Origin of the sequence: Corallococcus sp. CA041A (genome assembly GCF_003612075.1) — a bacterium.
Taxonomy (GTDB): Bacteria; Myxococcota; Myxococcia; order Myxococcales; family Myxococcaceae; genus Corallococcus; species Corallococcus exiguus.
On record NZ_RAWF01000328.1, the window covers coordinates 1 to 10107 of the forward strand.

The window sequence follows — 10107 nt, forward strand, 5'->3', positions numbered from 1 at the left end:
CCACGGTGTACTGCACCGGGCGCAGCGTGCGGGGGAACCTGGCGAGCGGGGCGTCCCGGCCAGAGACGATTGAAGAGACGGCGGAGCAGGTGACCGCGTTGGGCGGGAAGGGCATCGCGGTGCGGGTGGACCACACCGTGGAGGAGGAGGTGGAGGCGCTGTGTCAGCGCATCCGCTCTGAAGCCGGGAAGCTGGACGTGCTGATCAACGACATCTGGGGCGGGGAGACGCTGCACGAGCTGGGGCTGCCGTTCTGGAAGCAGTCTCCGGCGAAGGCTCGGTTGATGTTCGACCGCGCCGTGTACACGCACCTCGCCACCAGCCGCTACGCGGTGCCGCTGATGCTGGAGCGCGACCGGGGGCTCATCGTGGAGGTGACGGATGGGGACTCGTTCGGCTACCGGGGCGGCGTCGCGTACGACGTGACGAAGATGGCGGTCATCCGCCTGGCGTTCGCGATGTCGAGGGACCTGCGCCGCACGAACATCACGGCGATGGCGGTGACGCCGGGGTTCCTGCGCTCGGAGGAGATGCTGGATGGCTTCGGGGTGAAGGAGGCCAACTGGCGCGACGCGGTGAAGAACGTCCCGGACTTCATCGCGTCGGAGACGCCGTCGTATGTGGGCCGCGGGGTGGCGGCGCTCGCTGCGGATCCGGAGGTCCACCGCAGGGCGGGGCGCGTGGTCGCGTCTTGGACGCTGGCGCGCCAGTACGGCTTCACGGACCTGGATGGCTCGCAGCCGCATTGGGCGGAGTACTTCGAGCGGACGTATGGGAAGCCGTACACCGTCGCGGATGAGGCGGCCTATGCGTCGTGGCTTGGCGGTTCCATCGAAATCGTGTGTCCGGACTGGCCGAAATACTGACCGTGCACGGCTCATCCCCGGCGGCCGGGCGAAGCGCTATGGTCTGACGCGAGAGGTCGCGCACATGGCCAAGGGGCACCGCAGGAACGACGAGCCGGATCGGATCGACGAGACCCGGGTCGCACCGTTGGACGACGACCTGGACGAGACGGATGAGGTCCGCACCGAGCAGACCCAGGTGCCGGCCCCGGTGCAGCGCGACGCCGCGGAGGCAGCCCGTTCCTCCGCGGCGACTCCCGGCCGGAAGTCCTGGGGCAATCAGTCGCGGAGCGCGCCTCCCTCGGGCGCGCCCCCGCGCGCACCTGAGTTCACGGGCCTGGAGTCGCGGATGACGCCGCCTCCCGTTCCCGACGATGACCTGGTCCTGGAGACGCGCGTGGATGGGCTGTCGCCCCCGCCGCCGCACCCTGGCCAGGGCGCGTGGGAGGAGGACGCCGCCGCGTTTGCCGCTCCGGAGACCGTCGCTCGCCCTTCGCGTGACGGGGATGGTGGCAGGCAGGGGCGCGCGGGAGAGGGCGGGCGCCCACCTCGTGGCGGTGCACGCGAGAACGGGCAGGGCGCTTCAGAGGCCGTGCGTCCGGGGCGTGCGGTGACTCGCGAAGAGGGGCACGACCTTCCGGAGATCGTCCGTCCTTCACGCGGCGGTGCTCGTGATGATGGCCAGGGCATTCCTGAGAACGCACGCTCCAGCCGTGGTGGCACGCGCGAAGAAGGGCAGGGCCTTCCGGAGATCGCGCGTCCTCCCCGCGGAGCAGGCGCCGCTCGTGGCGGTGCTCGCGAAGAAGGCCAGGGCCTGCCAGAAATCGCCCGCCTGGGCCGTGACGGCGCGAAGCAGGAGGAGAGCTTCGAGCTGCCGGAGATCATCCGCGCGGGCCATGGCGCAGAACTGGACGGAAGTTCTTCCGCGCCTCCGCGCAAGGCCAGCCGGCCGGAGCCGATGATCTTCGCGCCGCTTCCCTCCGCGCAGGCGGCGAACCAGTCCGAAGCGACGCCCGAGCTGCGCACGATGTTCGCCACACACTCCGCGCTGCTCGCGGAGCGCCTCAAGGGCGAGCTCCAGCACAAGATCTACGGCCGCTCCCCGCACCGCATCCTCCGCGTGGACGAACCCGAGGGCCCCAGCACCGCGGGCGGCAAGCAGGCCCGTCAGGCCATCTCGCTCGTGGACCGCAAGGGGACCGCCCCCGCGCTCGTCGCGGGCTGGGTGGACGTGGCCAAGGGACAAGCCTCGCTGCGCAACCACGAGGCCGTGGCCAGGCGCTACGAGTTCCAGCACGGCACGCCGCTGGAGCTGGCCCCGGAGGAATACGAGAAGTTCCTCACCGACGTGGACGAAGTGCTGCGCACCGCCGCCATCCAGGTCCGCATCCTCGTGCCGGACGAATCCGCGCCCGCGCGCGCCACCGTCGGGCAGCAGGCACCGCGCACCACCGGCGTCGCCGTGCGCTGGGTGATGCTGCTCGTCATCGTGGCCTTCCTGCTGGGGCTCGGAGCGGGCGTCACGCTGCTCCACGGCGGCTGACGGCTCACCAGTGTCCAGTGAACGAAGGGGCGCTGCGCACCGGTGCGATGGCCCGGCCGCCTCGCCCCTTCCACCTTGGTGTCTCCCCATCCGGCCGGAGGCACCCATGGCGTCATCCCCTCGCCGTCCGAAGTCCCACCTGCGCAAGCTGCTGGGCGGCTGTGTCGTGTCCGTCGCCCGGGCCTTCGCCCCCACCTCCGTGCTCGCGGACGGCCCTCCGGTGATGGATGTCCGACCGCGTTACGGACGCGTTCCAGGCCCGGGCCGTGACTCTCAAACACTCGGAATCCGAGGCTCGGATCCGCGACTCACTGGATGACGCGGGAGTGACAGCGGGGCGGGGTGCCCCATGGTACGGTGCTCGCGTCATTTTTCAGGGGGACAGCCACGAGTGCCCGCCCTGGAACTTCGTGAGCCCCATCATGCGCAGACTCTCTCTGCTGGCCCTCTGCCTCGTCGTCGCCACCGCGTGTTCCTGCGGCGACAAGGACTCGAAGGGCGGCCCCCCGGAGACCGGCACCTCGCCGACTCCGTCCTCGAAGTCCCCTGGCCTCGCCGTCGAGCCGTTGCCCGAGCCTCCCGCGCTGAAGATCGACGCGGAGGACGCCGCGTCGCAAGGCCCGCTCTCCATCGCGGCCGCGCGGCCGACGGGCCAGGTCTACGGCAGCGCCCGGCCGACCATCACCTTCACCAAGCCGATGATCGCCCTGGGCTCGGTCGCCGCGGAGCGTGGCCTGGCGGCCCCCGCGACCATCGCCCCCGCGCTGGAAGGTGAGTGGCGCTGGCTGGGCTCCGCGAGCGTGGAGTTCGTGCCGAGCGCTCCCGCGAAGATGGGGACGCAGTACACGGTGACGGTGCCCGCGGGCCTCAAGGCCATGGACGGCACCGCGCTGGCGCAGCCGTACACCTTCCAGTTCGAGACGCAGCGCCCCTCGCTCCAGACCGCGCAGCCGGAGTCGGAGTTCCGCTGGCTGCAGCCGGAGCAGGTCTTCACGCTGACCTTCAACCAGGCCGTGAAGGACCTGGCGCAGCACGCGCGCCTGGAGCCCGCGACCGGCGCGCCCGTGCCGCTCACGCTGGTGAAGACGACGCCGCTCGCGGACGTGAAGGAAGTGCAGGTGGGCAGCGGCCCGGCGCGCAAGTCGCAGGACCGCCGCGTGAAGTACGAGCTGAAGCCCGCGCAGAAGCTGCCCTCGGGGACGCAGTTCACCCTGGTGGTGGACGGTGAGCTGACGGGCACGGATGGCCCGCTGCCCATGGGCGAGGCGGTGCGCTACGCCTACGCCACCTATGGCGCGCTCAAGGTGGAGTCCGCGGGCGCGTGCGTGTTCACCTGGGGCGAGGAGCAGTGCTCCTACGGCCCGCTCATCCTCTTCACGTCCAATGAGCTGGATGTGGCCTCGCTCAAGGGCAAGGTGACGCTGGAGCCGAAGGCGGAGATCGACTGGGAGCGCGTGCAGACGCAGATGCCGTGGTCGGGCGGGGAGCTGAAGAACCCCTACGTGTCGCTGCCCGGCCGCTACCGCCCCGGCACCACGTACAAGATCAAGGTCGCGGAAGGGTACAAGGACCTCTTCGGCCAGACGGGCCCGGCCTTCCAGGGCCAGGTGAAGCTGTCGGACGTGGAGCCGTCCTTCGACTCCGGCTCTCGCGAAGCGCTGGTGGAGGCGTCGGGTGACGGCTCCATCCCGCTGGTGACGACCAACGTTCCGGAGGTGCTGGCGGAGGTGTGGTCGCTGTCCCCCGCCGAGCTCGCGCGGTTCATCGACACCAACGAGTGGCCGTCCTCGGAGCCCTACCGCACGACGGTGGACACGAAGGCCGCGCGCAACCTGGAGCGCACCTCGCCGCTCGACCTGCGCCCGGCGTTCAACGGGGCGAAGACGGGCCTGTTCCTCGCGCGGCTGGATGCGCCGTCGCTCAAGCAGAAGTACCCGCGCCGGGTCATCGGGCAGGTGACGGACCTGGCGGTGCACGCGAAGCTGGGCGCCGCCTCCGGTGTGGTGTGGGTGACGTCGCTGGCGACGGGCGCTCCGGTGCCGGACGCGCAGCTCACGCTCTGGGACAAGCAGGGCACGGAGCACTGGACGGGGACGACGGACGCCAACGGCCTGGCGAAGGTGCCGGGCTTGTCGGAGCTGCTCAAGCCCAAGGACGAGTCCACCTGGAACACGCCCTGGGCCATGGTGTCCGCGGTGAAGGACACGGACATCGGCGTGACGCTGTCCACGTGGGAAGGCGGCATGTCGCCCGGCGCGTTCTCGCTGCAGAGCGCGTGGGAGGGACGCGTCCCGGACAGCCTGGGCTTCGTGTTCGCCGACCGTGGCATCTACCGCCCCGGTGACGACGTGATGCTCAAGGGCGTGGCGCGCTACCGCCGCCTGGGCGTGCTCAAGTCGCCGCCCGCGAACGCGAAGGCGCAGGTGACGGTGACCAGCTCGCGCGGCGAGAAGGTCTTCCAGACGGAGGCCACCGTCACGAAGTACGGCACCTTCCGCGCGGACCTCAAGCTGGGCAAGGACATGCCGCTCGGCTACTACGACGTGGCGGCGAAGCTGAAGGTCGGAGGCGAGACGCTGAGCTACGGCGGCACCTTCCGCGTGGAGGAGTACCGCGCGCCGCAGTTCCGCGTGGACGTGGCGGTGCCGAAGAAGGACGTCGCGGCCGGCGAGCCGCTCACCGCCCGCGTGGACGCGCGCTACCTGTTCGGCGGCGCCATGGGCGACGCGCAGGTGCGCTGGAGCGTGCAGCGTGTGAGCTCCTTCTTCACGCCCCCGGGCAATGAAGCCTTCACCTTCGGGGTGAACACCTGGTGGTGGGACGATGATCAGCCGGAGCACAGCAGCGAATCGTTCGGCTCCGGTGACGGCCGCACGGACGCGCAGGGCCAGCTGGCGCTGGCGGTCGGCTCCGCGGACGCGCCCGGTGGCAAGACGTGGGAGTACACGCTGGAGGCGGAGGTGGAGGACGTCAACCGCCAGCGCGTCGCCAACCGCAACCTCATCATCGTGCACCCCGCGGACGTCTACGCGGGCCTGCGCACGCTCTCCACCGGCTTCGCGGAGGCCGGCAAGGAGGTGGCCCTGGAGCTGGTCGCCGTGTCGCCCGAGGGCAAGCGCCAGGACGGCGTCGCGGTGGACGTGAACATCAAGCGCCGCGAGTGGAAGTCCATCCGCAAGAAGGGCGATGGCGGCCAGTGGTTCACCGTCACGGAACCGGTGGAGACGGAGGCGGCGAAGTGCTCGGTGAAGAGCGCGGCGACGCCGCAGCCGTGCAAGTTCACCCCGGCCGAGCCCGGCCTCTACGTGATGGAGGCGGTGGCCACGGACGCGAAGGGCCGCAAGGCGACGACGCGTGACTCGCTCTACGTCACCGGCTCCGGCTGGGTGTCCTGGCAGCGCAACGACACGGACCGCATCGACCTGGTGGCGGACAAGCAGCTGTACGACGTGGGCGACACCGCGAAGATTCTCGTGAAGAGCCCGTACCCGCAGGCGGACGCCATCCTCACGGTGGAGCGCGAGGGCGTGCTCAGTGTGCGCCGCGTGAAGCTCAAGGGCAGCGCCACCGCGCTGGACGTCCCGCTGGGTGAGGGCGCCATCCCCAACGTCTTCGTGGGCGTGGTGCTGGTGCGCGGCCGCGTGGAGGCGGCCAAGGGCATCGAGTCCGGTGATGACCCGGGCCGCCCCGCGGTTCGCGTGGGCTACACGCAGCTGAAGGTGGAGAAGAAGGCCAAGCGCCTGTCGGTGGCGCTGACGCCGGACGCGCCGGAGAAGCGCCCGCGCGACAAGGTGACGGTGGACGTCGCGGTGAAGGACTCGACGGGCAAGGGCACGAAGTCCGAAGTCACGCTCTGGGCCGTGGACGAAGGCGTGCTGCGGTTGACGGGCTACAAGGCCCCGGATCCGCTGGACGCGATGTTCCAGGAGCGCGGCCTGTCGGTGCGCATCGGCGAGCCGCTCATCCACCTGGTGCTGCGCAAGCTGTACGGCGAGAAGGGCTCGCGGCCGGGCGGCTCTGGTGGCTCCGACACGACGGGCTCCGGCATCCGGTCCAACTTCAAGACGACGGCGGTGTTCCAGTCGGTGGAGACGGACGACCAGGGCATGGCGAAGGTGGAGTTCACGCTGCCGGACAACCTGACGACCTTCCGCATCATGGCGGTGGCCGTGACGGACGCGGACCGCTTCGGCGTGGGGGAGAGCAAGGTGCAGGTGGCCAAGCCGCTGCTGGCGCTGCCGGCGCTGCCCCGGCTGGTGCGCGTGGGCGACAAGGCGGAGGCGGGCGTGGTCATCCACACCACCAACCCGGCCATCAAGGAGGCCAAGGTCACCGCGCAGCTCACGGGCGTGCGCGTGGAGGGGCCGGCGGAGAAGACGGTGCAGCTGGACGGCAAGGCCCGCGAGGTGCGCTTCACCTTCGTGGCCGAGCAGCCGGGCACCGCGGTGCTGCGCTTCTCCGTCGCCGGTGGCGGTGAGACGGACGCGGTGGAGCAGAAGATCCCCGTGCAGCTGCCCGTGGGCATGGAGGCGGTGGCGGTCTACGGCGATACCACCAGCGAGCGCGTGGAGGGGCTCAAGCCGCCGGGCGGCGTGCGCCCGGGCATGGGCGGCCTCACGCTGACGATGTCCTCCACGGTGATGGGCGGGTTCGACGAGTCGATGAACCAGCTGGTGGACTACCCCTACGGCTGCCTGGAGCAGATGTCGTCGCGGCTGGTGCCGTTCGTCGCGCTGCGCGAGCTGTCCGGCAAGTTCGGCGTGGCGTGGACCGGTGGTTCGGATGAGCAGAAGCAGGCGTTCGTGCGCGGCTTCCTCAGCGAGGACGCGCTGAAGACGCAGGGCACGTTGGATCCGGACACGGTGGTGACGGCGACGGTGCGCAAGATCCAGGCGCTCCAGAACCACGACGGCGGCTTCCGCTTCTGGGCCTCCAGTGAGTGCTCCTCGCCGTATGCGTCCGCGTACGCGACGCTGGCGTTGGCGCGCGCGAAGGAGGTGGGCTACCCGGTGGAGGCTGCCGTCCTCGACAAGGCGAAGAAGTACCTGGCGGACAAGGTGGCGGCGGGCGTGTGCACGCAGTGCGCGTACGGCTGCAACGCGCCGGGCCTGGAGACGCGGGTCTTCGCGCTCTACACGCTGTCTCGCATGGGGGCGCCGCGGCCGTCGTACTACAACGAGCTGTTCGAGCAGCGGCAGAAGCTGCCGCTCTTCGCGCAGGCGATGCTGACGGACGCCATCTTCGTGGGGAAGGGCAACCGCGCGCAGGGCCAGAAGCTGCTCCAGGAGCTGCTCAACAAGGCCCAGGAGTCCGCGGCGGGCGTGCACTTCCAGGAGACGGACGCGAAGACGTACGCGCCGCTCTGGTCCTCCGACACGCGCACCACGGCGCTGGTGCTCCAGACGCTGGTGGACGTGCAGCCGGACCACCCCTACGTGTCGAAGATGGGGCGCTACCTGGCGTCCGCGCGCGAGGGTGACGGGCGCTTCCGCAACACGCAGGAGGCGGCCTTCACGCTGATGGCGCTGTCGGAGGTGGTGCGCCGCAAGGAGACGGCCGTGCCGTCCTTCGAGGCGGTGGTGAAGCTGGGCGGGCAGGTGATTGCCTCCGCCGACTTCAAGGGCCGCGACATGGGCGTGAAGACGGTGCAGGTGCCGGTGGAGAAGCTGGGCCCTGCGGACAAGGCGCAGCCGCTCACCTTCGGGGTGAACGGCACGGGCAACCTCTACTACGGGGCGCTGCTGCGCTACGCACCGGCGCAGCTGCCGGTGGACCCCATGGACCGGGGCATCATCGTCCAGCGCTGGTTCGAGCCGTACACGGGCGGCGGTCAGGCGAAGGCGGCGCGCGCGGGCGAGTTGGTGCGCGTGCGGGTGCGCGTGGCCACGCCCATGCGGCGCAACTTCGTGGCGGTGGACGTGCCGCTGCCCGCGGGTCTGGAGCCGGTGGACACGTCGCTGGCCAGCACGGCGCGGCTGCCGGGCCCCGCGGGCTCCGGCCAGGAGGAGGGCCCCGGCGAGGGCTACGAGTACGAGAGCGAGGAGGACCTGTCGGAGACGGACGAGTCCGAGAACGTCTGGGCGACGCGCTTCTGGTCGCCGTTCAACCACACGGAGATGCGGGATGACCGCGTGGTGTTCTTCGCCGACGAGCTGCCCCCTGGCGTGCACGTGGCGACCTTCGTCGCCCGGGCCACGACGCCGGGTGACTTCCTGCTCAAGCCCGCGCACGCGGAGGAGATGTACGCGCCGGAGGTGTTCGGCCGCTCCGAGGGTGGGCGCTTCCCGGTGCTGATGCCGGACGAGGTCGCTTCGAAGTGATGAAGCGCCTCACGCTTCGCGGGACGGTGCGCGCCGTTGCGGTACTGGCGGCGCTCCTGGTGGTGGGCTGCGCGGGCTTCATCGCGTGGCCCCTGCCGGGGACGTTGTTGTCCCGCGAGGCGCTGTCCTCGCTGGTGCTCACCGACCGCACGGGCCACGCCCTGCGCGAGGTGCTCTCCCGCGAGGACGGACGCAGTGTGGGCCTTCCGGAGGGACGCATTCCTCTGAAGGTGCGACAGGCGTTCATCGCCGCGGAGGATCAACGCTTCACGTGGCATCCGGGCGTGGACGTGGTGGCGGTGGCCCGGGCGGCGCGAGACAACGTGTCCGCCGGGCGCATCGTGTCCGGCGCGTCCACGATTCCGCAGCAGCTGGCGCGCAGGCTGGTGCCCCGGGAGCGCTCGTGGTGGGGCAAGGCCGGCGAGGCGCTGTGGGCGCTGCGGCTGACGGCGCACCTGTCCAAGGAGCAGGTGCTGCTGGAGTACCTGGACCGCGTGCCGCTGGGGAACTCCACGTTCGGCGTGGAGGCGGCGGCGCGGCGGTATTTCGGGCGGCCCGCGGAGCGGCTGTCGGCGGGACAGGCTGCGCTGCTCGCGGGGATGGCTCGGTCGCCCGCTCGGAGGGATCCGTACCGACGGCCGGAGATGGCCATGGCCGGGATGCGCGACGTGCTGTCGCGCATGGTGGTGGAGGGCTTCCTGACGAAGGAGGAGGCGCGGCTGGCGGAGGAGACGCCGCTGGATCTGGTGCCTCCGGAGCGCGTGTTCGAGGTGCCGCACCTGACGACGGCGCTGCTCCAGCGTCTGCCGGAGCTGGGCCTGGACCGGGCGTCGCGCATCGAGACGACCATCGACCCTGCCCTCCAGGCGGCGGTGGAGAAGGCCATCACGGAGGAGCTGCGGGGCCTGGCGCACCGGCGCGTGGGCGAGGCGGCGGCCATTGTCATCGACAATGCCTCGGGCGAGGTGCTCGCGTACGTGGGGTCCTCGGACTTCCTGGACGAGGAGAAGGGTGGGCAGAACGATGGCGTGCGTTCGCTGCGGCAGCCGGGGTCGGCGCTCAAGCCGTTCGCTTATGGGCTGGCGCTGAGCAAGGGCTTCACGCCGTCGAGCGTGCTCGCGGACGTGGAGGTTCACCTGGCGACGCCGGGTGGCGCGTACGTTCCGAAGAACTACGACCGGCGCGCGCACGGCCCGGTGCGGCTGCGGGCGGCGCTGGCGTCCAGTTACAACATCCCGGCTGTGCGGGTGGCGGACGCGCTGGGGCCGGAGCAGGTGCTGCGCGTGCTGCGCGAGGCGGGCTTCCAGAGTCTCAAGGAGAGCGCGTCGCACTACGGCGTGGGCATCGTGCTGGGCAACGGGGACGTGACGCTGCGCGAGCTGGCTCGGGCGTACCGGGG

The 10107-nt window shown here is 71.0% G+C and carries 4 protein-coding genes; all 4 read left to right on the forward strand.

Annotated elements, in window-relative coordinates; all coding sequences use genetic code 11:
* Nucleotides 1–866, forward strand: an 866-nt coding sequence (locus D7V77_RS37095; protein WP_120580975.1) for an SDR family oxidoreductase, incomplete at its 5' end; no start/stop codon positions are given.
* Between the two features lie 64 nt (nucleotides 867–930).
* The gene (locus D7V77_RS37100; RefSeq protein WP_120580976.1) at nucleotides 931–2388 is read left to right on the forward strand and encodes a hypothetical protein; all 1458 of its coding nucleotides are present in this window, start codon (nucleotides 931–933) and stop codon (nucleotides 2386–2388) included.
* A 422-nt stretch (nucleotides 2389–2810) separates the two neighbouring features.
* Nucleotides 2811–8708, forward strand: coding sequence for an Ig-like domain-containing alpha-2-macroglobulin family protein (locus tag D7V77_RS37105; protein WP_158624561.1), 5898 nt, complete (start codon nucleotides 2811–2813; stop codon nucleotides 8706–8708).
* A partial coding sequence (locus D7V77_RS37110; RefSeq protein ID WP_199733953.1) for a transglycosylase domain-containing protein occupies nucleotides 8708–10107 on the forward strand: 1400 nt, incomplete at its 3' end. The genes D7V77_RS37105 and D7V77_RS37110, both read left to right, overlap by 1 nt.

What these genes read in the sequence shown, in the direction of transcription:
- D7V77_RS37100 (WP_120580976.1), top strand. Translation starts at nt 931, where the DNA reads ATGGCCAAGGGGCACCGCAGGAACGACGAGCCGGATCGGATCGACGAG.
- D7V77_RS37105 (WP_158624561.1), top strand. Translation starts at nt 2,811, where the DNA reads ATGCGCAGACTCTCTCTGCTGGCCCTCTGCCTCGTCGTCGCCACCGCG.